Source organism: Flavobacterium sp. CR10 (genome assembly GCF_055814415.1).
In genome coordinates, this window is sequence record NZ_CP185985.1 from 579,018 (window position 1) to 603,696 (window position 24,679).

General features: G+C 33.1%; 29 protein-coding genes and 1 tRNA gene. 18 read left to right on the forward strand and 12 right to left on the reverse strand.

The features are described 5' to 3' along the window. Positions 1 to 31: 31 nt before the first annotated feature. The 4 genes from ACNRYB_RS02755 to ACNRYB_RS02770 all read right to left on the reverse strand — a co-directional run bounded on the left by ACNRYB_RS02755 (position 32) and on the right by ACNRYB_RS02770 (position 1,876). Entirely contained in the window at positions 32 to 454 is a 423-nt protein-coding gene (locus tag ACNRYB_RS02755) for a type II toxin-antitoxin system VapC family toxin (protein ID WP_473729158.1), read from the reverse strand. Continuing rightward, positions 454 to 708, reverse strand: a complete 255-nt coding sequence (locus ACNRYB_RS02760) for a DUF6364 family protein (protein ID WP_473729159.1) — start codon at positions 706 to 708, stop codon at positions 454 to 456. Before ACNRYB_RS02760 ends, ACNRYB_RS02755 begins: the two co-directional genes overlap by 1 nt. A gap of 114 nt (positions 709 to 822) precedes the next feature. Beyond that, a complete protein-coding gene (locus ACNRYB_RS02765) occupies positions 823 to 1,242 on the reverse strand; it encodes a hypothetical protein (RefSeq protein ID WP_129746563.1) in 420 nt (139 codons plus the stop codon). A 43-nt stretch (positions 1,243 to 1,285) separates the two neighbouring features. Continuing rightward, positions 1,286 to 1,876: a thymidine kinase gene (locus ACNRYB_RS02770; RefSeq protein WP_129746738.1), complete on the reverse strand. Its 591-nt coding sequence runs from the start codon at positions 1,874 to 1,876 to the stop codon at positions 1,286 to 1,288. A gap of 236 nt (positions 1,877 to 2,112) precedes the next feature. On the opposite strand from ACNRYB_RS02770, the gene ACNRYB_RS02775 reads away from it, so the two are divergent. The 11 genes from ACNRYB_RS02775 to ACNRYB_RS02825 all read left to right on the forward strand — a co-directional run bounded on the left by ACNRYB_RS02775 (position 2,113) and on the right by ACNRYB_RS02825 (position 12,493). Then, complete coding sequence (locus ACNRYB_RS02775) at positions 2,113 to 3,183, forward strand: hypothetical protein (RefSeq protein WP_473729160.1); 1,071 nt, start codon at positions 2,113 to 2,115, stop codon at positions 3,181 to 3,183. Between the two features lie 42 nt (positions 3,184 to 3,225). Beyond that, positions 3,226 to 3,945: a 16S rRNA (cytidine(1402)-2'-O)-methyltransferase gene (gene rsmI / locus ACNRYB_RS02780; protein ID WP_111287100.1), complete on the forward strand. Its 720-nt coding sequence runs from the start codon at positions 3,226 to 3,228 to the stop codon at positions 3,943 to 3,945. Positions 3,946 to 4,116: 171 nt separating this feature from the next. After that, positions 4,117 to 4,461: a HopJ type III effector protein gene (locus tag ACNRYB_RS02785; protein WP_473729161.1), complete on the forward strand. Its 345-nt coding sequence runs from the start codon at positions 4,117 to 4,119 to the stop codon at positions 4,459 to 4,461. 303 nt (positions 4,462 to 4,764) lie between these two features. Beyond that, positions 4,765 to 6,468: a single-stranded-DNA-specific exonuclease RecJ gene (gene recJ / locus ACNRYB_RS02790; RefSeq protein ID WP_473729162.1), complete on the forward strand. Its 1,704-nt coding sequence runs from the start codon at positions 4,765 to 4,767 to the stop codon at positions 6,466 to 6,468. Next, the gene (locus tag ACNRYB_RS02795; protein ID WP_473729163.1) at positions 6,455 to 7,738 is read left to right on the forward strand and encodes an MFS transporter; all 1,284 of its coding nucleotides are present in this window, start codon (positions 6,455 to 6,457) and stop codon (positions 7,736 to 7,738) included. Before recJ ends, ACNRYB_RS02795 begins: the two co-directional genes overlap by 14 nt. Next, positions 7,739 to 8,317 carry a hypothetical protein gene (locus ACNRYB_RS02800; protein WP_473729164.1) on the forward strand — a complete coding sequence of 193 codons (579 nt, stop codon included), beginning with the start codon at positions 7,739 to 7,741 and terminating at the stop codon, positions 8,315 to 8,317. It abuts the gene before it with no gap. 25 nt (positions 8,318 to 8,342) lie between these two features. Continuing rightward, positions 8,343 to 9,257 (forward strand): alpha/beta fold hydrolase, encoded by a 915-nt coding sequence (locus ACNRYB_RS02805; protein WP_473729165.1) that lies wholly within the window; start codon positions 8,343 to 8,345, stop codon positions 9,255 to 9,257. Positions 9,258 to 9,410: 153 nt separating this feature from the next. Continuing rightward, positions 9,411 to 9,767 (forward strand): hypothetical protein, encoded by a 357-nt coding sequence (locus ACNRYB_RS02810; RefSeq protein WP_473729166.1) that lies wholly within the window; start codon positions 9,411 to 9,413, stop codon positions 9,765 to 9,767. Positions 9,768 to 9,890: 123 nt separating this feature from the next. Then, complete coding sequence (locus ACNRYB_RS02815) at positions 9,891 to 10,754, forward strand: carboxypeptidase-like regulatory domain-containing protein (protein WP_473729167.1); 864 nt, start codon at positions 9,891 to 9,893, stop codon at positions 10,752 to 10,754. 87 nt (positions 10,755 to 10,841) lie between these two features. Beyond that, the gene (locus tag ACNRYB_RS02820; RefSeq protein ID WP_129746570.1) at positions 10,842 to 11,198 is read left to right on the forward strand and encodes a hypothetical protein; all 357 of its coding nucleotides are present in this window, start codon (positions 10,842 to 10,844) and stop codon (positions 11,196 to 11,198) included. Between the two features lie 83 nt (positions 11,199 to 11,281). Then, entirely contained in the window at positions 11,282 to 12,493 is a 1,212-nt protein-coding gene (locus ACNRYB_RS02825) for a cytochrome c3 family protein (RefSeq protein WP_473729168.1), read from the forward strand. Between the two features lie 55 nt (positions 12,494 to 12,548). Here the strand turns inward: ACNRYB_RS02825 and ACNRYB_RS02830 are convergent, their stop codons facing one another. The 4 genes from ACNRYB_RS02830 to ACNRYB_RS02845 all read right to left on the reverse strand — a co-directional run bounded on the left by ACNRYB_RS02830 (position 12,549) and on the right by ACNRYB_RS02845 (position 14,896). Then, entirely contained in the window at positions 12,549 to 13,292 is a 744-nt protein-coding gene (locus ACNRYB_RS02830; RefSeq protein ID WP_129746572.1) for a UDP-2,3-diacylglucosamine diphosphatase, read from the reverse strand. Between the two features lie 86 nt (positions 13,293 to 13,378). Further along, positions 13,379 to 13,831 (reverse strand): 6-pyruvoyl trahydropterin synthase family protein, encoded by a 453-nt coding sequence (locus ACNRYB_RS02835; RefSeq protein WP_129746573.1) that lies wholly within the window; start codon positions 13,829 to 13,831, stop codon positions 13,379 to 13,381. A gap of 33 nt (positions 13,832 to 13,864) precedes the next feature. Further along, positions 13,865 to 14,041, reverse strand: a complete 177-nt coding sequence (locus tag ACNRYB_RS02840) for a hypothetical protein (protein WP_204251683.1) — start codon at positions 14,039 to 14,041, stop codon at positions 13,865 to 13,867. A gap of 90 nt (positions 14,042 to 14,131) precedes the next feature. Then, positions 14,132 to 14,896 (reverse strand): enoyl-CoA hydratase/isomerase family protein, encoded by a 765-nt coding sequence (locus ACNRYB_RS02845; RefSeq protein ID WP_473729169.1) that lies wholly within the window; start codon positions 14,894 to 14,896, stop codon positions 14,132 to 14,134. A gap of 104 nt (positions 14,897 to 15,000) precedes the next feature. Here ACNRYB_RS02845 and ACNRYB_RS02850 point away from each other — a divergent pair. After that, positions 15,001 to 15,074 (forward strand) — tRNA-Ala (locus ACNRYB_RS02850). Positions 15,075 to 15,183: 109 nt separating this feature from the next. On the opposite strand, the gene ACNRYB_RS02855 is transcribed toward ACNRYB_RS02850, so the two are convergent. After that, positions 15,184 to 15,360, reverse strand: coding sequence for a hypothetical protein (locus ACNRYB_RS02855; RefSeq protein ID WP_165352432.1), 177 nt, complete (start codon positions 15,358 to 15,360; stop codon positions 15,184 to 15,186). Between the two features lie 639 nt (positions 15,361 to 15,999). Between ACNRYB_RS02855 and ACNRYB_RS02860 the strand changes: the two genes are divergently transcribed. The 5 genes from ACNRYB_RS02860 to tnpA all read left to right on the forward strand — a co-directional run bounded on the left by ACNRYB_RS02860 (position 16,000) and on the right by tnpA (position 19,524). Further along, a complete protein-coding gene (locus ACNRYB_RS02860) occupies positions 16,000 to 16,590 on the forward strand; it encodes a hypothetical protein (protein WP_473729170.1) in 591 nt (196 codons plus the stop codon). A 25-nt stretch (positions 16,591 to 16,615) separates the two neighbouring features. Then, positions 16,616 to 17,047: a YybH family protein gene (locus tag ACNRYB_RS02865; protein WP_473729171.1), complete on the forward strand. Its 432-nt coding sequence runs from the start codon at positions 16,616 to 16,618 to the stop codon at positions 17,045 to 17,047. Between the two features lie 122 nt (positions 17,048 to 17,169). Next, a complete protein-coding gene (locus ACNRYB_RS02870; protein ID WP_473729172.1) occupies positions 17,170 to 18,201 on the forward strand; it encodes an oxidoreductase in 1,032 nt (343 codons plus the stop codon). Positions 18,202 to 18,240: 39 nt separating this feature from the next. Continuing rightward, entirely contained in the window at positions 18,241 to 18,825 is a 585-nt protein-coding gene (locus ACNRYB_RS02875; protein ID WP_473729173.1) for an SMI1/KNR4 family protein, read from the forward strand. Between the two features lie 246 nt (positions 18,826 to 19,071). Further along, on the forward strand, positions 19,072 to 19,524 hold the full coding sequence (tnpA, locus tag ACNRYB_RS02880; RefSeq protein ID WP_473729174.1) for an IS200/IS605 family transposase: 453 nt from the start codon (positions 19,072 to 19,074) through the stop codon (positions 19,522 to 19,524). Between the two features lie 144 nt (positions 19,525 to 19,668). On the opposite strand, the gene ACNRYB_RS02885 is transcribed toward tnpA, so the two are convergent. Genes ACNRYB_RS02885 through ACNRYB_RS02895 form a run of 3 tightly spaced genes read right to left on the reverse strand, consistent with a single transcriptional unit; the run spans position 19,669 to position 22,518 of the window. Then, the gene (locus ACNRYB_RS02885) at positions 19,669 to 20,640 is read right to left on the reverse strand and encodes a lipid A deacylase LpxR family protein (RefSeq protein WP_473729175.1); all 972 of its coding nucleotides are present in this window, start codon (positions 20,638 to 20,640) and stop codon (positions 19,669 to 19,671) included. Continuing rightward, on the reverse strand, positions 20,615 to 21,406 hold the full coding sequence (gene mtgA / locus ACNRYB_RS02890; protein ID WP_473729176.1) for a monofunctional biosynthetic peptidoglycan transglycosylase: 792 nt from the start codon (positions 21,404 to 21,406) through the stop codon (positions 20,615 to 20,617). The genes ACNRYB_RS02885 and mtgA overlap by 26 nt, the downstream gene beginning before the upstream one ends. Beyond that, positions 21,406 to 22,518, reverse strand: coding sequence for an NAD(P)/FAD-dependent oxidoreductase (locus ACNRYB_RS02895; RefSeq protein ID WP_473729177.1), 1,113 nt, complete (start codon positions 22,516 to 22,518; stop codon positions 21,406 to 21,408). The genes mtgA and ACNRYB_RS02895 overlap by 1 nt, the downstream gene beginning before the upstream one ends. A gap of 203 nt (positions 22,519 to 22,721) precedes the next feature. Between ACNRYB_RS02895 and ACNRYB_RS02900 the strand changes: the two genes are divergently transcribed. Next, the gene (locus ACNRYB_RS02900; protein ID WP_473729178.1) at positions 22,722 to 24,623 is read left to right on the forward strand and encodes a S9 family peptidase; all 1,902 of its coding nucleotides are present in this window, start codon (positions 22,722 to 22,724) and stop codon (positions 24,621 to 24,623) included. The last annotated feature ends 56 nt before the right edge of the window (positions 24,624 to 24,679 follow it).

The window sequence follows — 24,679 nt, forward strand, 5'->3', positions numbered from 1 at the left end:
TTTAAAATAATAAACCCGATAGTGTTAAAAGCTATCGGGTTTTATTATTTATTGAAGTAAGAAATTCCAAAGGAGTCATGACTGGAATTTCGGAATTTTTAAAATCTTTTTTATTTCTGGTTAGCAACACACTACATTTATGATGTAATGCACTAAAATACTGAACAGCATCTTCGAAATCATTAAAGTTTGAAATGAGACTTTTATCAATTACAATTTCATCAATATCAGAAACTTCACATATAAAACGAAATTTTCTCAAAGCTTCCAAAACAACTTTCTTTTCGACAACTTTTGAAATTACATAAACCGTATTTACAAAAGACAAAGATGAGCTTGCTAACCTAAAATTTTTATTTTCTGCAAGTGAAGCTATCATTGCAATATCGTTAAAAAAGGGTTCTCTTTCCCCTATTAAATCAATTAAGACATTTGTATCTAAAAACAGCTTCATTACTTATATTTTTCAGACAAGTAGTCTTGTCTATCTTTTTTATAGTCAAAATCATTATCAATTTTGCCTTTCCCAACTGCAAGACTTTTCACAAAAGCGCTTATTTCACAATTCTCTGAATTACTATCTTTTTCAATTATTGTTTTTAAATAATTTTCGACCAAAAGTGACAAGCTGTGCTTATGTTCTGCAGCATATATTTTGGCTCTATCAATAACGTTTTTATCTAGTTTCAATGTTAATTTCGCGTCCATAATTTCCACATTTTATTCTGTACGTACAAATATATAAAAAATATCCGTACAAAAATAAACCCGATAGGTTTCAGAAACCTGTCGGGTTTAATTATTTAAACCATCTATAAACTTTTATTTATACTGATCAGGTAATATTTTCACATCAAATAAAAAATCTTTCTTTTTATCACTGTAACTATAATTCAAAGTATAATCATTTTCTCTGAAAACCTGAAGTCCCGTATTTGCTTTTGCAGTACTTAAAAGACTTTTTCTAATTTCTTCTTGAATAACATCTGCCTCAGCAGTTTCTTTACTTACGTTCAGCAATGTTAAATTGTATTGAACTGTTTTTTCTTCATGAAGACTTACGCTGTCTAAACGAATACCTTCCTGAATATTTAACGGACAGCTTTTATTATATTTTGCAATTAATTCTACTACTTCAGTGTTAACCTCATTTTCATTTTTGGCGAGATAGAATTGAAAGTAAACCACAAAGGCAACTGCAATTCCCATTAATAGCAATAATAAAATAGTAGACTTTCTCATATTTTGAAATGTTTTTTTCATGGCTTATAATAAGTAAAACAATCTATTTTTCTTGATTCTTTTTCATAGCTTTAAAATACGCTGCACGGCTAAGTGGTTCGTACTCTTCTGTTTCTCCAAGCATAACCAATTTATCATTATCTGTTTTTCTAAAACTATAATTGGCTAAATTTCCTGTTCTGGTACAAACGGCATGAACCTTTGTAACATATTCGGCAGTTGCCATAAGTCCTGGCATTGGCCCAAATGGATTTCCTTTAAAATCCATATCCAATCCTGCAACAATTACGCGAATTCCCTGATTTGCCAGATCGTTGCAAACCGTAATAATTTCGTCATCAAAAAACTGCGCTTCATCAATACCGATTACATCGCAACCTTGAGCTAAAATCATAATATTGGCAGCGGCAGGAACGGGAGTTGAACGAATTTCGTTGGCATCATGAGACACCACCATTTCGTCATGATAACGGGTATCAATAGCAGGTTTAAAGATTTCGACTCTTTGTTTGGCAAATTGGGCGCGTTTTAATCTTCGGATCAGCTCTTCGGTTTTACCCGAAAACATTGATCCACAAATAACTTCAATCCAACCAAATTGTTCTTTGTGATTTACTGTATTTTCGAGAAACATTTTGTATTTTTCTACCTTTAAAAATGAATAGTTTTTATTACTTTGTACTGGCAATAAATTGATGTAAAAATGTACTGTTTTACATTTTTTCAAAAGTAGAAAATTTTTACCAAACCTTAGATTCGCGAAAGCGTATTAACAGAAATAAAAAATTATCTTTTGAATTTCCTTGAGAATAGAGACATTCAGACATTAAATACACTAAAATACCTTATTCACTATAATTTTCAACAGTTATGAAAAAAAAATTGGAAGCTGATTTAATTAGCATTGCACATCGAATTTTAAAACTTAAAAATAAATCCGATATCAATCAATTGTACCTTGAAACTCAGAAATTATACGAGAAATTAGCGGTATTAAAATTTGTAGAAGAGAATTTCGACGCTGCAAAACCAACAATCGGGCAAAACAATATTGTAGACGAATTGGAAACCATTTTTGAAAAAGAAGAAGAGGCAACTCCTGCTATAATTGAACTTGAAGCGCCAGCCGAAGAAAAAGTTATTGCGCTTGAAGAATCTTATGAACCTGAAATTTCAGAAGAAAAACCAGTAGAAATTGTTGAAGCTGCTGAACCAATCGTCGAAATTGAAGAACCAACAATCGAAGAAACTGTTGAACCAATCGCTGCGGAAATTGAAGAGTCAGTTATTGAACAAACTGTTGAACCAATCGCTGCAGAAATTGATGAACCAATGATTGAAGAAATTATTGAGCCAATTGCTGAAAAGATAGAAGAAACAGAAAAAGCTATTGAAGATCTTTCCTTCACAACGATAAATGAATTGAAACCAATTCCAGATTTCAAACCAGCTTTTGAATTGGAAACGGAACCATTTATTGAAGAAGTTAAGGAAGAATCGAAAAAGGAAGTTCCATCACAACCAACGATTCAGTTTGAAGATTTCGGAATTAATTATGCAGACGCACAATTTGTAAAAGTAGATAGTTTTGAAGCTGTTCCTCCTGTAAAAACTCCTTCTATTAATGATTTCAAAGAAGGGAAAAAAGTTGAAACTGCAATTCTTGAAACTCCTGCACAGCCAAAATCAGTAAGTTTGAATGAGAAATTGGCAAGAGGTTTTCATATTGATTTGAATGACAGAATTGCTTTTACCAAAAACCTTTTCGGAAACAGCACAGAAGATTACAGCCGTGTTTTAAACCAATTAATGACTTTTGATTCTTATAGCGAAGCTAAAGATTTTATCGAAAACATGGTGAAACCAGATTATAATAACTGGGATGGAAAAGAAGATTATACCGAGCGTTTTATGGGAATTATTGAGAAAAAATTCGCTTAACGGTTTCATATTTCACATCCTAAATTTTACGAATAAACAACTATGTCCAAATTATATATCGTTCCAACGCCAATTGGCAATCTTGAAGACATGACTTTTAGAGCCATTCGGGTTTTGAAAGAAGTCGATTTGATTTTGGCGGAAGACACCCGCACAAGCGGAAAACTGTTAAAGCATTTTGAAATTGGCACGCACATGCACAGCCATCATATGCACAATGAACATAAAACGACCGAAAATTTAATTGCACGTTTAAAAGCTGGCGAAACTATCGCTTTAATTTCAGACGCAGGAACTCCGGCCATTTCAGATCCAGGATTTCTATTAACTCGTGCTTGTGTCGAAAATAAAATTGAAGTCGAATGTCTTCCGGGAGCAACGGCTTTTGTTCCTGCATTGGTAAACAGCGGACTGCCAAATGACAAATTTGTTTTTGAAGGTTTTCTGCCTGATAAAAAAGGACGTCAGACCCGTTTTTTGGCTTTAGCCGAAGAAACCAGAACGATGATTTTATACGTTTCTCCGCATAAACTCGTTAAGACTTTAGCTGAATTTGTACAATATTTTGGAGAAGACAGACAAGTTTGCGTTTCAAGAGAATTATCAAAATTACATGAAGAAAATGTACGCGGAACGGCAAAAGAAGTTCTAGCACATTTCGAAAAAACAGCACCACGAGGAGAAATCGTAGTTGTGGTTGCCGGAAAAACTATAACAAAAGAACCAAAGAAAAGTAAGTTTTCTAAGGATGATGAAGAATAAATAATTATTTCAGCCACAGATTTAGTATTATAGTAACCACAAATTACACAAATTAGCACAAATTTAATTAGCGGAAATTTGTGTAATGTGTGGTTAAAAAAGTGCTTCGAAAAAAATCATTTTAATCAATATAATCTGTGGCAAAAAAATCAAACAGACAAAAAACAAATCATGAGCATTCAAGCCTTTTTAGAAAAAGTAAAACAAACTCCAACACAAATCACATTTCCTGAAACTATTGCAGTAATCGAAGAAAATTACAACTTTACTCCAACAGCTTTTCAAAATGGAACACAACATAATGCAGCGGGCGAAAATTCAGGTTCTTGCAAATTGTTTTCTTTCGCAAAACTGCAAAACTTAAGCAAAGAAGAAACTTTAACTTGCTTCGGAGCTTTTTATTTCGAAGAAGTTTTAGGAGATCCAAACGGAACGAACCACCAGAACATTAGAAATTTCATCAACTTGGGCTGGGACGGAGTTCAGTTTGAAGGAAATGCTTTAGAAGCGAAATAAAACTAAATATTTCTGCCACAGATTTCACAGATTAAAAGGATTAAAAAATCTACTATCTCTATAAAATCTGGGTGAGAAAAATAAACACATAGAAACATAGTTTTTTTTTGTTTGTGAATAAAAGAAATTAGAAAGAAACTAGTTTCTAACACATAGAGCTATGTGATTTTATGCAAGTGAAACGCCTTTTTTAAGTTTCCAATAAACTATGATTCTATGTGTTTAAAAAAATTACCAATCAAGATTAAACAATTTCTGATTTCTTCAATCTAAAATCAATAATCTAAAATCCAAAATCAACCCATGCGTTGGACATTAAAACCAAAACCTTCTGAAGAAAAAATTAAACATTTAGCGCAAGCCTTAAATGTAGAAGATTTTGTAGCATCACTGTTAATTCAGCGTGGAATTGAGACTTTTGAAGATGCGAAAAACTTCTTTCGTCCGTCATTAGAACATCTTCACGATCCGTATTTGATGAAAGATATGGACAAAGCCGTTGCACGAATCGAACAAGCCATTCAAAACGAAGAAAACATTCTAGTTTTTGGCGATTATGACGTTGACGGAACAACAGCTGTTTCTTTGGTTTCTTCTTATTTAAAATCACATTATCCAAATATTGCCACTTACATTCCAGATCGTTACGATGAAGGTTACGGAATTTCATATAAAGGAATTGATTATGCAGACGATAACGGAATTTCCTTAATTATTGCTCTCGACTGCGGCATCAAATCGATTGATCATATCGCTTACGCGAAAGCCAAAAACATCGATTTTATTGTCTGTGATCACCACAGACCTGGAGAATTTCTTCCTGATGCTGTTGCAGTTTTAGATCCAAAAAGAGAAGATTGCTCCTACCCTTACGATGAATTGTGTGGTTGCGGAGTTGGTTTTAAATTGATTCAGGCTTTAGGTCAGAATCGAAATGAAACAATTGAAGACTTAGTTCCGTATTTAGATTTAGTTGCTACAGCTATTGCAGCCGATATTGTTCCGATAACTGGAGAAAATCGTGTATTGGCTTACTTTGGTTTGAAAGTCATTAATAGCGAGCCGAGACCTGGAATTAAAGCTTTAACCCATCAGGTAAAAAAGAAAGTTTTAGATATTACCGATGTTGTTTTTATAATTTCACCGAGAATTAATGCGGCAGGAAGAATCAAACATGGAAATCATGCGGTTGAATTGTTGACTGAATTCAATTTTGAACAAGCACAACAATTTGCTTCAGAAATTGAACAATACAACGCAGACCGAAAAGATTTAGATAAAAAAATTACCAAAGAGGCATTTCAGCAGATTATAGAAAACAAGGAAGAAGAACGCTTTTCTACGGTTGTTTTTCAGGAAGATTGGCACAAAGGCGTAATCGGAATTGTAGCTTCAAGATTGATTGAAACTTATTATCGGCCGACTTTGGTTTTCACCAAAAGTGGAGATAAATATGCCGCTTCTGCCCGATCTGTAAAAGGTTTTGATGTTTATAATGCGCTTGATGCGTGTTCAGAACATTTGGAGCAATTTGGAGGACACATGTACGCGGCAGGAATGACTTTGAAAGCCGAGAATTATCAGCTTTTTAAAGAAGCTTTTGAGAAATGCGTCCAAGAAACCATTCAGCCTGAAATGCGAACTCCAGAAATCGAAATCGATGCTGAAATTGACTTTTCAGATATCACTCCAAAACTAATCCGCATTTTAAAACAATTTGAACCTTTTGGTCCCCAGAATATGACGCCAGTTTTTATGACCCGAAATCTTATAGATACAGGTTACGCCAAAACTCTTGGAGCTGAAGAAGAACATTTAAGACTTTTCGTCAAACAAAATAATTCTGATGGAATCGCCGCAATTGGCTTTGGACTCGGAAAAAAATTAGACATAGCAAAAAATCAAAATCCGTTTCAGCTGGCGTATACAATTGCCGAAAATGAATGGAACGGTAACATTTCAACTCAGCTTATGCTGAAAGACATTAGAACAGATGGAAGAGATTAAATCCAATAAACCTGATCCGTATCAGGCACTTCGTTACAGAGAATTCAACGTGTTTTTATTATTGCGTTTTGCGATGGTTTTTGCCTGGTCAATGCAGTTTATTGTAATCGAATGGGAAGTTTACAGTTTAACTAAAAACCCACTTTCGTTAGGAATTATTGGTTTAATGGAAATTATCCCTGCCGTTTCAATGTCTTTGTTTGCGGGACATATTGTAGATCAGAGAGAAAAGAAAGGTTTATTGGTGAAATGTATTCTAGGTTTTTCAGTAATTAGTTTTGGACTTTTCTTATTGACTTGGCCAAAAGTAGTTGGCGGTCTATCTAAAGATTACATTTTATACTCGATTTATGCACTTGTATTTTTTGGCGGAATTGTCCGTTCTTTTATGGGACCAACTATTTTCTCGCTTTTGTCTTTAATTATTCCAAAAAAAGTATACCCAAATGCTGCAACTTGGAGCAGTTCGGTTTGGCAGATTGGAGCTGTTATGGGACCTGCGCTGGCGGGATTTTCAATTAATTGGATTGGCGTTCACTGGTCAATGTGTTTGGTTTTCGGATTCTCGATTCTTTCGTTAATTGCCTTATCACAAATCAGCCAGAAACCAATTATCAATCCGAAAATGGGAGAATCTATAAAAGATAGTCTTATGGAAGGTTTGACATTTGTATTTAAAAACAAAATAGTTTTAGGAGCCTTATCACTCGATATGATCGCAGTACTTTTTGGAGGAGCCGTAGCATTATTACCTGTTTTTGCCCAAGACATCTTGAAAGTTGGTTCTGAAGGTTTCGGAATTTTAAGAGCCGCTCCTGCGGTTGGAGCTTTTATCACAATGCTAGTTTCTGCTTATGTGCCTTTGTATGAAAATGCTGGAAAGAAACTTTTAATTGCCATTTTTGTCTTCGGATTATCAATCATTTTATTTGGGCTTTCTACTTATTTCTGGCTTTCTGTTTTCGCTTTATTCCTAAGCGGATTGGCCGACGGAATTTCTGTAGTAATACGTCAGACAATCTTACAGCTTAAAACTCCAGATCATATGCGTGGACGCGTTGGTGCTGTAAACTCAATTTTTGTTGGTTCTTCTAATGAATTAGGAGCTTTTGAAAGCGGCGCAACTGCCAAGATGATGGGCGCTGTAACATCGGTTGTTTTTGGAGGAAGTGTTACGCTGTTAACCGTAATTTTCACTGCATTGAAATCTCCAACCTTTAGAAATTTAGATTTGAAAAGAGATATGGATGAACATCATAAATTGGAATAGATGCATCTCAAGAAAATACTTACAAGGGTTCATTTAGGAACATTGGTTATATTACTTACAAATTTTATTTTCAATCTAATTTTTGATGTTACATTAATATCAGATTTACGTTTTATCCTAAAAATTCTATTTTATGCATCAGCCTGTATTCTCTTCTTTTATTATATAAAACCATTTAAAAAGAAAGCATTATATTTTGGGTTTATATTTTTCTCACCAATATTCATTTTTTTCAGTTGGCTAGCAGATGGTATTCTCGGAGCGCTTCTATCCTCAATTTTCTTTTTTTTCTTCCAACCTCCAAATGATGTAAGATTTGAAAATGATCAAATTCAAATACAAACTAATTTTACTGGTTTTTTAGGCAGTTGTTGTAGCTACAAAGTAACTGAAAAGAAATACTTTTTGTTTGAAAAGAAACTATCAGAATTTCAATTTGAAAGAAATCTATATTTTGAAAAGGATGATATTAAAATACAAAAAGACACTTTAAAAATGCGTCTCATATTAAAGTATTATAATGAAAAGGATCATTACTATTTTGCAAAAGACACGACTATTTATACCTTACTGAAATAAATTCGAATTAATTGAATACTCAAAAATGAAAGAGGCTTTATTTATTTTCTTTTTCGCATTGTCCTTTTTCGCAAAAGGGCAAAATCTCTATATCAAAACTTACGGAAATGAAAAGAGCAAACCTATAATTTTTATTCATGGCGGACCAAGCGGCAACGCAACTTTATTTGAAGGAACAACAGCTCAAAATCTAGCTGATTTAGGTTTTTATGTTATTGCTTATGATCGTCGTGGCGAAGGAAGATCTGCAGATCCTAATGCAACTTTTACTTACGAAGAAGCTTTTCAGGATTTAAATTCGATTTATGCAACATATCATTTAAAGAAAGCAATTATATTGGGGCATAGCTTTGGCGGTTTGGTTGCGACACTTTATACTACTAAATATCCGAAGAATGTGAGCGCTTTGGTTTTGGCTGGAGCTTTATTTTCGCAACAGGAAACTTACGATCATATTTTAGATACTTTAAAAAAGAAATACAGCAACGATTCTGAACAATTAAAAAGAATCACTATTGTAGAAAATCTGGATAAAAATTCAGCTGATTATAGAAAAAAATGCTTTGAATTGGCAGGAGAAAACAATTTCTTCAAGATGCCAAATCCAACTGCGGAGTCTAAAAAATTATATGCCGATTACGAAGCTGGAGAATTTTATAAAACCAATATTCGAAATAAAAACGCGCCTTTAGTTTTTTATCAAAATGAAAAACTAAACAATATTGACAGCAGACCTTTTTTAAAGAAAATCAAAACCGCTGACGTTCCTATCTATGGAATTTACGGAAAACAAGATGGTATTTTTTCATCGGCACAAATTAATTCTCTTAAGGCAATAACTGGCGAAAAACATTTTGCTTTTCTAGACAATTGCTCGCATTATTTATTTGTTGACCAACAGGCTGCTTTTCTTTCCAAGTTAAAATATTGGTTGAAATAACAATTGAGTTTCATAAAAAAAGCGAACTGCAAAATCTAACATAAATAACTAAAAATCAAAACACTAATCCTTATTTTTAGCTTTTTTTTATGCTTTTCTTAATCAAGTATTAGTACAAAGAGTTCGTATCTTTGTGGCCTAAAAAATTTTGTCATGAAAGACATCGAGCAGATATACCGAAACGATTTTGGAATTTCATTTTATTGGAAAGAAGGCAATGAAGTTATATCAGATAAAATTCAGTTGCTTTTTAAACAAATGGGATTTTATTTTTCAGTTCAAGAATTAAATGAATTTCACGATTTGATTGAAGATTGCGTAACAGACCACAATGATTATGATACAAGTGGCGTAAAACGTGCTTTCGATAAATTTTTATTAAAAACTCCCTATGTTGCTATAGATTTAGAAATATCACCGAAGGAATTAGATTCTATAAAAGACTTGGTTGATGGTTCTTTATTTCGACTTCATCTCAATGAATATATTCATGGTGCAGGCATGAATTAAACTTTCTTCCATTGCAACTCTTCATAAATAGTTGTAATAGAGTTCCTTTCAAATGTTAAAAATTGAATAAAAGAATATTCAATCTTAATCTTATTTCATTTCTTTATTCTAAAAATCAAGCAAATGAAATATCCCACATTTTTATTTTCTGTTATTTTTACATCTACTATTTTCGCTCAAGAATCTGCTATTTCGGGTAAACTCAAGAATACGCAAAACAACGAAGAGCTCGATTATGTAAATATCGGAATCGCGAATAAAAATGTCGGAACTGTTTCAAATTCGAAAGGGATTTTCAAATTAAATTTAAATGAAAAAGTAAATCCTAACGATACAATTGTCTTTTCTCATATTGGTTTTGAAACCAAAAAAATATTAGTCAATCAACTGAAATCTGACCATAATGTTATTGAAATGATTCCTTCTGAAAATTCTTTGAAGGAAGTTGTGGTCTCTTTCAAAAAACCTAAACCAAAACAATTCGGCAGAAGTTCAAAAGGACTTGGTCTTATGCATTTTAATTTTTTTACTGCTCTAGACAAAACGGTTGATGACTATTTAAGTCGCGAAAGAGGAATGGAATTTCATATCAAAAAAGACTGTAAAGCAGAGAATTTTAATTTCAACATTACTTCAAACGAGTTTAAATTGGTTAAATTCAGATTGAACTTTTATAAAGTTGAAAACGGCTTTCCTTCCAAAATCTTAATTGAAAAAGACATAATTTTTGAAGTAAAAGACAACAAACTTGGATTGTTTACAGTCGATTTAAAACCTTACGATATTTATCTCGATAAAGAAATGGGGAATATTGCTGTGACAATTCAATGGATTGAAAGCATAAAAAACAATGAAAAAAGCAAATTCTTCTCTATTTCTACAGCCGTATCTGCAACCGAAAATAGTTTTTACAGAGAAAAAAATATGGCCAATTGGTTTAGAAGCGGACAAAGCTTGACTTTTTACCTCAACACGATGTGCCAGTAAAATGAAAAATTTTATTCTTTTTTATGATTTTTTTATTTAGAATTAATTTAAATAATATTTATATTTGTTGAAATTAAAGGATTTACGATGAGAGAAATTGAACAAATATATCATAATAACTTTGGAATAGCTTTTTACTGGAAAGATCATAACACTACAATTTCAGACAAAGTGCAATTAGTTTTTAAAGAAACTGGCTTTTATTTTACAGTTCAGGAATTGAATCATTTTTGCGATTTGATTGAAGATAGTATGATTGAAAACTCTTGTTGTGAAGCTTGCGAAATGAAATATTCTTGCCATAAGTTTTTATTGAAAACACCATGCAATTCGATAGATTTAGCCGTAAATATGACCGAATTAAAATCGATTAAAGATTTGGTCGAAGGCTCTTTATTCAAAATTGAACTGGATGAATATGTTTATGGAGTCGGTATGAATTAAGGAGCATTCTAAATATTTTAACAACATTTTTTCATTATTGAAATATATTTTGATTCCATTCAAAAAAAAGTATATTTACAGCAATGAAAAAAGCTGTATTTCTAATCACCACTATTCTTACGACAATTTTCATTGTCAGCTGCAACAATAAATCTGAAGAATATATTGATCCGCGCGGAACTGACTATGCAGGTTCTGAAAGTTGCGTACAATGCCATAAAGTACAATCGGAAATGGTTTTTCATAGTTCGCATTTTAAAGCTACAGCTCCAGCTATTTTAGGAAATGTTTCTGGAGATTTTGATTCTAAAAACCATACTTTCATTTATGATAAAGACACCAAACTGGTGATGGAAAAACATGGCGACAGTTTGTATCAGGTTTTGTATAAAAATGGAAAAGAAACTGAAAGATATAAATTCGAAATTGTATTTGGAACAAAACATGCACAGACATCTGTTTATTGGAAAAATAATAATACTTACGAATTACCGCTTTCTTTTTATCATTCGATAAACAATTGGGCAACAAGTCCAGGGTTTCCAGCTGATAAGCCTTATTTTGACAGAATGGTCGTTAAAGATTGCTACGCTTGTCACAGTTCAAATATCAGTTCGCGAACTGTTGATCAGAGTTCGGCGGAAAAAAACTTCATGTCAATGGATATCGAAGACGTAATCAATAAAAAAACTATTGTTTACGGAATTGACTGCGAACGCTGTCACGGACCTGCAAAAAAACATGCAGAATTTCATTTGAAAAATCCGAATGTAAAAGTTGCCAATAGCATTACAAGTTTCAAAACCCTTACAAGACAGCAAAAATTAGACGCCTGTGCGTTGTGCCATGCAGGAAATGACGGAATGAAACTAAAATCTCGTTTTGAGTTTAAACCTGGAGATAATTTATCGGAATTCTTTCGTGAAACGAGAAGTATTACAGATACCGCAAAATTTGATGTTCACGGAAATCAATTTCGTTTAATGGCGCAAAGCAAATGTTTTATGAACAGCGAAAAAATGGATTGTATCACTTGTCATAATCCGCATGAAAATGCTTCTAAGAACATGGCTTCTTATTCTAAAATTTGTATGAGCTGTCATCAGGGCTTAAAACACAATCAAACGACCCTAAAAACAATGCCTGAAAAATTATTAGACGATAATTGTGTAGAATGCCATATGCCGAAAAAAGCATCTGGAGCAATTAAATTTCAGCTTTCAAACAGCAAACAATTATCAAATTATATTTTGAGAACGCATAAAATTGGTATTTATCCAATGAGTTCAAAATAAGTCATTTTTTAGCCTTTTTTTAAGCTATTAAGCTAAACTTTGACTTTTGACTTAACTATTTTTCGAATTTTTTAAGTTCAAAATTTTCTCCATCAAAAACTCCATATGTAAAGTAACCAATCCAGTCGCCTAGATTAACATAATTAGAATCTTCTCCAACAGGAATTATCATTGGTAAATGACGGTGTCCGAAAATGAAATAATCATAATGTTTGGTCTCTAGTTTTCGTTTAGCGTACAAAACCAACCACTCATTTTCTTCACCTAAAAATTTTACATCTTCGGCACCAGAAATCAATTTATTTTTGACTGATAAATATTGTGCTAAACTTACGCCAACATCTGGATGAAGCCAACGGAAAAGCCATTTTGAAAACGGATTTGTAAATACCTTTTTCATTCTTTTATAACCTTTATCTCCAGGACCTTTTCCGTCGCCGTGACCAATTAAAAAAGTTTTTCCGCTAAAAGTAAATTCTTTATTATCGTGATAAACCGGAATATTCAATTCGGTTTCAAAATAATCATTCATCCAGAGATCATGATTTCCAACAAAAAAATAAATAGGAATTCCGCTGTCGCGAATTTCTGCCAACTTACCTAAAATTCGAACAAAACCTTTTGGCACAACCGTTTTATATTCGAACCAAAAATCAAATAAATCTCCCAATAAAAAAATCGCTTCTGCATCTTCTTTTACCTCATCTAACCAAGCCACAAATTTTTTCTCACGCGGAAGACTTAATTCTGGAGTTGGCGCACCAAAATGCTGATCTGAAGCAAAATATATTTTTTTCATTTAATGTAAGATGTGAATTGTGAGATGTAAGACGTGAAATGAAAAGCATTTTACAATTTACTTTTCACATTTCACTTTTAACTTTTTTACAAATTATCTGATGCGTACCATTCTGCAAAAGACGATTCAGTTTCCTGAAGTTTTAGTGAGAAAAGAGAAATTCCTTCTGGAAGTCTCGCAACGATTCTTTCAGCAAAATCAACCACCATATTTTCACTAGTTGGCTGATAATCTACTAAAATAACGTGATGTCCGCGATTTTTTAATTCAGCAGCCAATTCAACATGTGGAGTTGTCTGATTAAAAACAGTTGCATGATCAAATTGATCGACGATTTCTTCTTTTACAATTTTCTTTAGGTCAGAAAAGTCAATCACCATTCCGAACTTTACATTCGATCGGTCTGTAATTGGCGAGCCAATAACCGTTACCGATAATTTATAACTGTGTCCGTGAACGTTCTTGCATTTTCCGTCGTAACCGTACAAAGCGTGACCGGTTTCGAAGCTAAATTGTTTTGTAATTCTGATATTACTCATCGATCTTTAATTTTAAGCTTGCAAATTTACAAATTAATAACCGTTTTTGTCTCTTTTTTTAGCACGGTTATACATCCACAAAGCAATTCCGCCTAAAATCAAAAACGGAATAAAAGATCCGATAACTACACCAATTTGATAACCGCTGTCTGGAGCGTCTTTTATTTTCTCTGCAATGTCAACTTTTTGTAGCAACGAAATGATAGTCATATTCAATAATTTAGATAGTGAAAAAAATGTTTTTAAAATATTTCCAAAACTATGTTTCTGTTTATTTAAAATTAATGACTTATATCATATCTATTTTTTAAACTGAAGCAATGCATTTCTTGTAAAATCGGATAAAACCAATCTTCCTGTAATTGCTGCGCGTTCAAAAAGAAGCGATTCCCAAGTTTCTGTTCCTTCCCAGATAATCTTTTTCATTTCGAACAAAGCTTCAGGATTGTACGAACTTAATTTTTGAGCAAAACTTTCAACCTCAGCATCCAAATTTCGATATTCGCACACAACAGAAAAAAGTCCTTTTTGAAGCGCCCATTCTGCCGATTTCCATTCGTGTCCCGACAAAGTCATTTCGGTCATTGCCGCTTTACCAATTTTACGAGAAACTGCTGGTTCTATCACAAACGGTCCAATTCCGATTGCTAATTCAGATAATTTAATTTCGCTTTGCGGAGTTCCGAAAACATAATCGCAAGCCGAAATAATTCCGACACCGCCGCCAACAGCTTTTCCTTGTACACGTCCGATTATAATTTTATTGCAATTTCGCATGGCATTCAGCAAATGTGCAAAACCCGAAAAGAATTCTACACCTTGTTCTTCATTTTCGACTTTCAAAAGTTCATCAAAAGAAGCGCCAGAACAAAAAGCTTTGTTTCCTTCACTTTTTAAAATAATAACCGAAACATCTTCGTTTCGACTCAAACTATTTATCTCGGCAGTCAAAGCATCTAATAAAGTTCGCGGAAAAGAATTACTGGCTGGATGACCAAATTGAACTGTTGCAATCGTATTTTGAAAAGAAGTTTCTAAACTTCCGTTTGTATTTTCTAGGCTCATAAAAATTACATTTAAAGGTAAAGTTACGCTTTTGAAAATAATTCATCCGAAACTTCTGAAAATTTGTTTTTTGAGAATTAATTGACTTTATTTGTTAAGACTTTGGGGGATTAGCTCATTTGGCTAGAGTACTTGCCTGGCAGGCAAGGGGTGACCGGTTCGAATCCGGTATTCTCCACAAAATTTAAACCCGACAGGTTTTTAAAACCTGTCGGGTTTAGTATAAATATTTATTCCGAAGAAGGCTCGAAATGACAAAGTTTTATTTAGATTTTTTAAATTTCTATCTATTTCTCATTTGCAGCATCATCTGCATCAACTCTCTTTTTCTCAGCTTTTTTAAAATCGTTGTTTAGCAATTTTTCCAATTTCTTTTTCTCTCGCTGATTTTTTCTGATTGTTAGCACAACAAGAATAATTACCAAGATTGCTACAATCGCTATTATATTCCAATTGACATCCATAATTTGAAATTTTAATTAAAGGTAAACAATCTAAATTATCTTTCATGTTATCAAACAGTTAAGCATTTTATTTTTTAATAAAACTTATTTTGATTCAATTATATTTTTTGAAAGACATTTCTTCATAAACTGTTTTCTATTTTTGTGTGAAACAAAATTCCGAACAGGTTATTTTTAATAGCTCATCAAACGTTTCAAAATGAATCAAAACTTAAAAAACAAAATATTCTCATTCATAAAAAAACCTCTTATAATTGCAGTTGCACTTTTTGTCTTTACTTTAATAGAGATCTATTGGGCAATGGGTAGTTTTTCTAACAAACCATCAAGTGGCTGTTTAGATTGTTCATTTTTTGACGATGCTTACTTGATGACTTTGTTTTCTACTGTTTTCTTATCCATAGTTTTTCTACCTTTTTCTTTAATTAAAAACAGCAATATAAAAGTTACACTTCAATTACTATTGTTAATCTTAATATGGTTTTTCTGGAATTATACCATTTTTGTAGATCGAGAATCTTCTTGGAGTACTTATCTTTTTAAGGAAGAAATAATGTATACTCTTAAATTTTCTTTCCTCCCTATTTTAACTTTATCTATTCTTACAATATTTACTTTAAATTACATCTTAAAAAAATTATGAGCCAAAGTAAAAAAATAATATTACGAGTCTATTTCAGTATATGTGCACTTTTTGTGCTGGACTGTGTTTTATATTATTTTCAAGAAATCAGTCTTCGTGGTTATTACAGCGACGTTGTTTTATCATGGCTTTGGCTACTTAGCAGTTTTGTAATTATTATTGTTTTTTGGAAAAAACTCTTGGCAAAACTTTTTTTGGCAGCAATACTAGTAACATTTGCATTGAGCATTATAGCCATGATGCTTCCTTTTTATACTTTATTACTTTCGAGCACATCTTTAGGTTTGTACCAAAATAAAGATCTCAACGAAAATTACAGAGCACAAATTGTGGGCTACGACGTAATGATTCAACCGTGGTTGGAAGTAATTGAGAAAAAAGGTTTGTTTGAAAAAAGAATCATCAAATGTACCGATTCTGAACTTATGAATGATAATTTGGATGTCAAAATCAGAACCGCAAAAGATATTCTTTTTAAAAATGAAACCGATAGCACGCTGACTTTGACTCTCTTTTATGGTGGACCAAACAAAACCATTATTTTCGATAAAAAGACAGGAAATATTACAGCGATAAAAAACAATTAATTTTATAATTACTAAAATTATCTATATGCATCACTTAAAACTACTATTTCTTGCCTCTTTACTAATGCTTTCTTTTAAAGGCATTTGTCAAGATAAAATTTCACAACAAGTACTTGACCGTCTGAAAGCACAGCAAGCTTGTTGGAATAATGGTGATCTCGAAGGTTACCTTGATTTTTATGCTCCCGTAGATTCGGTTCGAATGATTTACAGTGCTGGTGTGGTTTATGGAAAAAGCAATATTGCCGATTTCTTCAAAAAATATTGGCCAAAAGAAAGAATGGGAAAATTGACTATGACCGATTTTGTTGTGGAACCACTTTCGAAAAAAGATGCTTTTGTAAGCGCAAAATTTAGCGTCGAAGCTCCAAATGGCAAAAATAGTTCTGGTAACTTTTCGGGAATTATGCGAAAGATAAATGGCGTTTGGTATTTGTATGTTGACCATTCGGGATAAAATAAATGAACATAAGGGAATACAGCTTATTTTTAAAAATTTGAATTTGTCTGAGTTTCAATTTAAAAACAAACAAAGTATTTTCGTATACGATAAAAATCAAATAGATCTACAAATATAAAATGGCAACAAAATCATTACTTATATCAACCTCTTTTTTAATTCTATTATCTGCCTGCAACAAAAAAGAAAACACCTCAGCAGCTACACTTCCAGAAGTAGCAGAACACGCAGAAACTAAAACTGATACTCTTCAAACCGACGAAACTTCAAAAAAAGAAAGCATTTATCTATTTAACGTTATACCAAAAGATAGCAGTGATGTTGCTTTTGTTTCGCTTTCTGATATTTATCCTGTCGGCGACGAAAAAGATACGCTCGTTTTGCCCAACATAGAAAAAATAGGAAAATACGATGCGCAATATTTTACATTTGACAAAAACTACAGAAAAAGATTTTTGTCTAAAACCAATATTTCTGAAACTGATTCACTCTTTATTTATGATTATGCCAAAAACAAACTGGTTTCTTTTGCCGTAAAAAACCTGAAAACGGCCGCAATGTTAAATGGATATTCTTCAGAAGAAGATTGGCCGTATCATAATTATGATTTTATGATTGGTTTTGAAATCAGCAAAAAACATTTAAACGGTTTCAGCGAATATTACAGAGATGCTTTGGTATATGTTGGTAAAGAAAATCCGTTTTCTAAAGAGCGTTTGAAACCCATTTCGTGGAAAAAAATTGCAAAAAAAGATTATCCGTCAAAAGCATTGAAAAATGATGATCGCGCTTTATTAAAGAACACTGTAACAGGCAATACGTATTTTTACAAAACAGATAACTACGAGTATTTTTTACAAGACTACCTAGACAGCAATAAAATAATTTATGGCAGACGCCTTTTGGTTGTCGATTCTAAAACCAAAAATGTTATAATCGAAAAACTTTTCAGCCAAAGCGAAGGCACATCTCCTTCTCCACTAAATTATGAAAATGGAGAAGAATCTATTGATCAATGGACGGGAAAACTTTTTAAAAATAAACCCGAAGTTGTCTTTGGTTTTGAATATGTTTCTTTTGGCTGTCCTAGTATTTCGGTAATTGATAAATCAAATGAAGAAATTAGTATTCAGTGCGACAATCGTCATTAAGAGTTCCAAATTCTAACTACAAAAAACCTAATACATAAAATGGAAGAAATTAAAAACCGTATTGCCATATGCGAACTTGAATACGATGAAATTCAAGAATCGTCATTGGCTTCAGATGAAGAAATACAAGAACTGGCTTCTTATTTCAGGCAACCTTTGCCAAAAGAATTAATCACTTTCTATAAAACTATTGGAGGAATTGAATCTGACGAAACCTTCAGCATTTTTTCTCTAGAAAATCTGCTTAATCAAATTCAGGAAAGAACAAACCTAAAACATAATTCCACTGGAATTATCGATATGATTATTGCTTTTTGGGCTAATGACAGACCAGAATTCCAAGAATATAAATTTCTTACCGAAGAGCAGACTCAAAAAATAAACGAAGCTTTTTCGTGTATTGGTTGGATGATGTCTGAGGAAGATATTAACGAAAGTGGCGAATATGTTATTTTCGATAAAAACGGAAGCTTCGCAAACATTTACTGCCATCAGGACAAAATTAAATCTACGGTAAATCAATTACTAGAACTTTTAGAATCTGGTCTCCCAGAAAGATCTCTTGAAAATGTTCTGGAAGAGTTGTTTGAACGCGCTGAAGGAAATTTAAGCCGTTGGGATTAAGATCAATCTTCTAAATCTTAAATTTTCGAAGAAAAAACTTTCAATTCTTTATAACGAAAAGCCATTTCTGAAAAAAACAGAAGTGGCTTTTTTTCTGAATTATATTGTGACTTATTATGTCATAAATAAAACTTTTGGAGTCCAAATTCTGTATTTGCGTATACAATATTTGCATTTCAAATCATCAGCATTTGACACAAATCTTTCTGCTTAAAATTCATCAATGCAATTATAAAAGAGAAAAATATGCCACAATCGTTATACAAAGTATATGTGCATCTAGTGTTTAGCACAAAAAAGCGTTATCCGTTTATTGACGACAATTTAAAAGAGAAATTATGGGCTTATCTTGGAGGAATTTGCAAAGGTTTAGAATGCAATCCCATTCAAGTAGGAGGATATAATGACCATGTTCATATTCTATGTCTCTTATCTAAAAAGATTACGCAAATGAAGCTGGTTGAAGAAGTAAAAAAACGATCATCAAAATGGGTAAAAACGGTAGATCCGCGTTACTCTAACTTTTATTGGCAGGATGGTTATGGCATTTTTTCTGTTAATCCTTCACAATTAGATATCGTTATAAAGTATATTAAAAACCAAGAAGAACATCATAGAAAAAAGACATTCAAAAAAGAACTTCTAGCCTTTCTAAACAAATATAATGTTGAATATGACGAACGCTATCTTTGGGATTAGGCTTTCGCCCTTTCAGGGCTGGATTAACTGAATTCATTAATATTCATATTCATAACGCGTTGCGTTATGCTAGTGGTTGCGCTCTTTCAGAGCTATCTTTAGCTCTAGGCTGAAAGCCTAAAAGCATCAAGATAGTGCAACGCACTAGTTAAGCAAAAAACCCATCCTTATCGACCCATAAAAATATCCCGAATTAGTATCAATTCCAGGATCGTTCAATTCTCTTCCTCGGTATAGGAAAGAATAAGACATATTGAAATTGTTGTGTCGGTATTTTAAACCTGCTTCGGCGTTGAAGCGAAGAGGTTCCAAATCGAAAGTTACTGGGCTTGTATCGTTAAACATGCTTCCCTCAATTGTAGCATCGTAAAACTGGTAATTGACACTTGGCGCCGCGTAGAAATAAAACTCTCTAACATTTAGCTGTTCATTTGCACTTACAGAAGCATTATACATGTTAGAATCGTAAATTGGAAGCAGTTTTTTAAATCCAAATCTCGCCATAAATCCTGTAGAAACTCCAGAAAAAATAGTTCCCAGATTTCCTTCTGACTGCCAATGAAAATCTACAAAATCATTGTGTTTTGATGGAAACATTTTTTTTGAATAAATAACATGCGCCTGCAATCCTAAAGCATTATGAATCTGATTTTCCCAACCATATACTTTTTTGTAGCCGATCAATTTATGAAAACCCTCTTGCAATTCCTCTCCAAATGCATTTGGCCCAAGAAAGCCAATTTGAAAATCAGTCTTTAAAACCGATTCGCTCTGATAAAAAAAGCTTTTTCCTGCTTCTGCAAAAAGATAACCCGCAAAAGGCCGATCATTTATCGTAACCGCTTCTTTATTTAAAAACCTAGGATTATACAGATATTGCCCAATTCTAAATTCGGTAATTTGTTTATTAATTTTCTCGTTGTTGCTTTTGGATAAAAATCTATAAAAAAATTCCAGACCATTGGTGTAGTACATATCGTATTTAGACGAGGTATATAAATCATTATCTGATATAAAACCAATTTCTGTTGTTTTTCCTTGCCCAAAAGTTAACGTTACAGTCAAAATCAGAAAAGCAAAAAGGAGTTTTTTACTTTTTCTTTTCTTCTTTTCCATTATAGTTGATTTTTCCAACGTAACGCATCTCGCGTACAATTCGTTCTTTTCTTCTGTTAATATAACTTGATGAGCCTGTAGCTTTAAATTTTCTAGGATTTGGCAATATCGCCGCAATTCCTGCAGCTTGCATCGGCGTTAAACTCGAAGCATCTCTACGATACCAATGTTCTGTTGCTGCATAAGCACCGTAAACTCCGTCGCCCATTTCAATACTGTTCAAATATACTTCCATGATTCGTTCTTTGCCCCAAATCAATTCTATTAAAATAGTAAAATAAGCCTCTAGACCTTTACGGAAATAACTTTTTCCCTGCCATAAGAAAACATTTTTGGCAGTCTGCTGCGAAATGGTGCTTCCACCACGAATTCGGCGCCCGCGTTCGTTACTTTTATATGCTTTTTGAAGTGCTTTAAAATCGAAACCGTTGTGAGTTAAAAAAGTTCCGTCTTCACTTGCAATTACAGCTTTTTGCAAATTCATTGAGATTTTATCAATCGGTTCCCAATCGTGGTCAAAATAAACTTCTTTACCAGCCATTTTATTTTCGATGGCACGAATGAGCATTAATGGCGTAAATGGCACTGGAACGTATTTAAAAAATATAACCGACCCAATTGATAATCCAAAAAACCATAAAGCCGCTTTAATAAAAAACCATTTTACTTTTTCGCCAAAAGAACGATTCGATTTTTTGGAAGACGTTTTAGGTTTTGGTTTGCTTGCTGTTGTTTTTTTTGGTACTGGTTTTTTGGTTGCTGCCATTATATTAAATCTGCTAATTCTGTTCCTATTAAACTTCCTATTGCCACTCCCATTCCGCCTAGACGCACTCCGCAGAACACATTTTCAGAAAGCTGGGTCACGACAGGATTCTTACTATTTCCGACTCCCATAATACCGCTCCAACGATGCGAAATCTGAAAATCCTGATTTGGTAAAATTACATTTTTCAGCAAATCTTCCAATTTATTTTGAATAATTTTCGTCTGTCCAAATTCGGTAGTTGTTTCCCCTTCAAAATCAAGATTTCGTCCGCCGCCTAATAAAATTCGGTCATTAATATTTCTGAAATAATAATAACCTCTGTCTAAATGAAACGTTCCTTTAATATCTAAATTATAAATCGGCTCTGTAATAAGCACTTGAGCTCTTGCTGGTTTTACAGCCCCTTTTGTTAATTCGCTCGAAAAACCGTTGGTTGCAAAAAGCAATTTTTTAGTTTTAAAACTGAAATCATTTACTGCAACTTCGACATGATTTCCTGCTTCTGCATAAGAAATTACAGTTTGTTGATTTAGAATTAAAATATTTTCTGAAACAGCTTGCCTTAGCAACTCCTGCATCATATTTCCAGTATCAATCTGCGCTTCAAACGGATTAAAAATTAAATAATCCTGAATATTCTGAAATCCAAATCGGTCTACTTCTTTAGAAAAAACATCGGCTTTAAAAAGCGGTTTTAAAACTTCATTGATAAACGGAATTTTAGAAACACATTCATTAAACCCAAATTCATCTTCTTTTAAAAACAATTCATATCCGCCGTGAGGTTTAAAATCAATTGCTTGATCTCCCAATCTTTTTCGAAGCAATTGCAAACCTTTCCAGCGTTTTTCGATAAGCGCTACAACATCATCTTCAGAATGCGTTTTTAAATCATCCATAATTTCAGAAAGACTTCCGAAACAAGCAAAACCTGCATTTTTTGTACTGGCGCCTTGTGGCAGCATTCCGCGTTCTAGAACCAGAATTTTAGCCGCGGGAAATCTTTCGCGTAAGCGTAATGCAGTATGAAGACCTACAATTCCGCTGCCCACAATTGTGTAATCGACATTCGTAAACCAATTTTTAAGTTCCCAATAGCTTAGTTCCATTTTCAGAGTTTTTTATAAAAATACTGATTTTTTGATAGCCACAAATTCACGAATTATTTTTTGATAATCTTTGAGAATAAAAATTCGTGAATTCGTGGCGAAAAAATTTATCTCAGAATTTTAACAATAATTGGGATTTGGAATTTAACAACTTGGAATTTAAATGTTGTATTTTTAGCGCACAAAAAATAGAATAATTAATTATGAAAAAAGTAGTATTAACAACCTTAATAATGATGACTTTAAATGCTATCGGACAGAATGTAATGTCACCAGAATTGTTATGGAAATTAGGAAGAGTAACGCCTCTTGGCATTTCTAAAGATGCAAAAAGTGTAGTTTTTAAAGTTTCGACGCCTTCTGTGGCCGATAACAAATCGACTTCTAAAATCTACACAATTCCTGTAAATGGAGGAACTGCAACTGAAATTAAAGACACAAAAGAAATTTTGGCTGATAAAAACATTTCGCCTGACGGAAAATTTGTGGTTTACAATGAAGAAGTAAAACTCGAAAGTGTTTTAGGCAAAGATTTTTATCCAAGTCTAACAAAATCTGATGCTCAAATTTATGATGGTTTAGATTACCGTCACTGGGATACTTGGAACGAAGGAAAATTTAATCACGTTTTTTATAAAGAAAACAAAGATGGCGCAAAAGGAACAGACATCATGAAAGGTGAAACTTTCGATTCTCCGCAAAAACCTTTTGGCGGTGACGAAGATTATATCTGGTCGCCAGACAGCAAAAGCATTTTGTACGTTTGCAAGAAAAAAGCAGGAACTGCTTATGCAATTTCTACAAACACAGATATTTATGAGTACAATTTAGAAACCCAAAAAACAACAAATAAAACCGAAGGCAATTTAGGTTATGATACTGCACCACAATTTTCTCCAACTGGAAATTTATCTTGGTTGCAAATGAAACGCGACGGTTACGAGTCTGATAAAAACGATATTATTGTTGAGTTTAAAGGAATCAAAACTAACTTAACAGCAAACTGGGACGGAACTGTAGATAATTTCATTTGGAGCAAAGACGGTAAAACAGTATTTTTTGTTGCGCCAATTGACGGAACAAAACAACTTTTCTCAGTTAATTTTCCAGGTTTAACTAAAATTGCAATCAACGTTCGTCAATTGACAAACGGAGATTTTGATGTGAATGATTTAATTGGTTTCTCTGGAGAGGACATTATCGTTACAAGAACAGATATGAATCATGCTGGTGAAATTTTTTCTTTCAATTTGAAAAAAAATACTTGGAAACAATTATCAAACATCAATACTGAAACATATAAAACTTTAGCTTTAAGCAAAACCGAAAGACGTTATGTTACTACAACTGACGGTAAAAAAATGCTGGTTTGGGTAATCTTACCTCCAAACTTTGATGCTTCTAAAAAGTATCCAACTTTATTATTCTGCCAAGGAGGACCACAAAGTGCATTGACACAATCGTATTCTTTCCGTTGGAATTTCTCTTTAATGGCTGCAAAAGGTTATGTGGTTGTAGCCCCAAACCGCCGCGGAATGCCTGGACACGGAGTTGAGTGGAATGAGCAAATCAGTAAAGATTGGGGCGGACAAGTTATGGACGATTACCTTTCTGCGATTGATGATGTGGCAAAAGAAAGCTATGTTGACAAAAGCCGTTTAGGTTGCGTTGGTGCTAGTTACGGTGGATATTCTGTATTTTATTTAGCTGGAATTCATAAAAACCGTTTCAAGACTTTTATCGCTCACGATGGAGTTTTCAATACCGTTTCGATGTTAGGAACTACTGAAGAAGTTTTCTTTAACAACTGGGATTTTGGCGGACCATATTGGGAAAAAGATAATGCTGTAGCGCAAAAAGCATATACTACTTTCAACCCTGCAACTTTGGTTCAGAATTGGAATAAGCCAATTTTGATTTTCCAAGGAGGAAAAGATTACCGTGTGCCAATCGGACAAGGACAAGAAGCTTTTCAAGCTGCTCAATTAAGAGGAATCAAAAGTAGATTTGTGTATTTCCCAGACGAAAATCACTGGGTTTTAAAACCACAAAATGCTCAGGTTTGGCAAGGTGAATTCTTTAAATGGTTAGACGAAACTTTATAACACCTAAATACTATATTTTACAGCCGTAGATTTACATAATCTACGGCTGTTTTTAT